The sequence below is a fragment of the Bradyrhizobium sp. CCBAU 11434 genome (assembly GCF_028128895.1).
In the GTDB taxonomy this organism is placed as follows: Bacteria; Pseudomonadota; Alphaproteobacteria; order Rhizobiales; family Xanthobacteraceae; genus Bradyrhizobium; species Bradyrhizobium zhengyangense.
The window spans coordinates 1-1147 of sequence record NZ_LBJX01000033.1 but is presented as its reverse complement, the minus strand read 5'-3'; the positions used below and the strand labels follow the sequence as shown (position 1 = coordinate 1147).

At 62.2% G+C, this 1147-nt stretch carries 1 protein-coding gene; it reads right to left on the bottom strand.

Annotated elements, in window-relative coordinates; genetic code table 11:
- Positions 1-1086 (bottom strand): IS3 family transposase gene (locus XI06_RS12905; protein WP_271605482.1). Its coding sequence is split into 2 segments (ribosomal slippage), with 1087 coding nucleotides annotated over them: positions 1-837 and positions 837-1086; the frame shifts between segments, so codons are not numbered across the junction. This gene is flagged as partial in the annotation.
- Positions 1087-1147: the final 61 nt, after the last annotated feature.

Below are 1147 nucleotides of genomic sequence, written 5' to 3'. Positions count from 1 at the left end.
TCGTGTTGTAAAATCTTTCGATATAGTCGAACACATCGGCTCGTGCCTCGTCTCTGGTTCGGTAGATCTTGTTGGCGGTCCGTTCGGTCTTGAGCGACGAGAAGAAGCTCTCCATCGCCGCGTTGTCCCAGACGTTGCCGGAACGGCTCATGCTGCAGAGAATGCCGTGGTCGGCCATCAAACGCTGGAACTGCTCGCTAGTGTGCTGACTGCCCTGGTCGGAGTGGTGCAACAGGGCGTCCGGCTTGCCGCGTCGCCAAACGGCCATCAGCAGGGCATCGGTTACCAACTGAGCTGTCCTGGCGGCGCTCATCGACCAACCCACCACCCGGCGTGAGAACAGGTCGATTACTGCTGCGACGTAGAGCCAGCCCTCGGCTGTCCAGAGATATGTAAAGTCGGCGATCCACTTCTGGTTCGGCCGCTCGGCGGCGAACTGCCGGTCAAGGAGGTTCGCCGGCACGGTCTCGAGCTGCCGATCGCCGTTGTCCTTCGGCAAGCGCCGGCGTCGCGGCCGCGCCCGCAAGCCTTGCAGGCGCATCAGCCGTTCGATTTGGTGCAGACCACAGTCCGCCCCATCGGCGAGCAGATCACGCCACACCCGGCGCGCACCATAGGTGCGGTCGCTCGCCATGAAGCTGGCCTTCACCTTGCCGCCGAGCTCTTCGTCACTGCGGGATCTAGCGCTCGGCGAGCGATTCAGCCAGGCATGGAAGCCCGACCGCGACACCCCCAGCGCATCGCATAGCCATGCCACCGGCCAGATCGCCCGGTGCTTCGCGATGAAGACGAACTTCATGTCGCTTCCTTCGCGAAGAAGGCTGCGGCCTTTTTTAGGATACCCCGCTCGGCCTTCAACTTGGCGACCTCACGGCGCAACCGCTCGATCTCCTGCTGCTCCGGCTTCATCTGCCCGTGGCCGGGAAAGGCCTGCACAGGATCGGAGCCGAACTCCTTCACCCATTTGCGCAGAACGTTCTCATGAACATCCAGATCGCGCCCGGCCTGCGCCACCGACACTCCACGCTCCCTAACAAGCTTGACCGCCTCGATCTTGAACTCGCGACTGAACTTCCGTCTCTTCATCGCCCACCTCCGGCTTCATGAAACACCTAATCTTGGTGCCCATCAAACCGGCAGCAGCTCA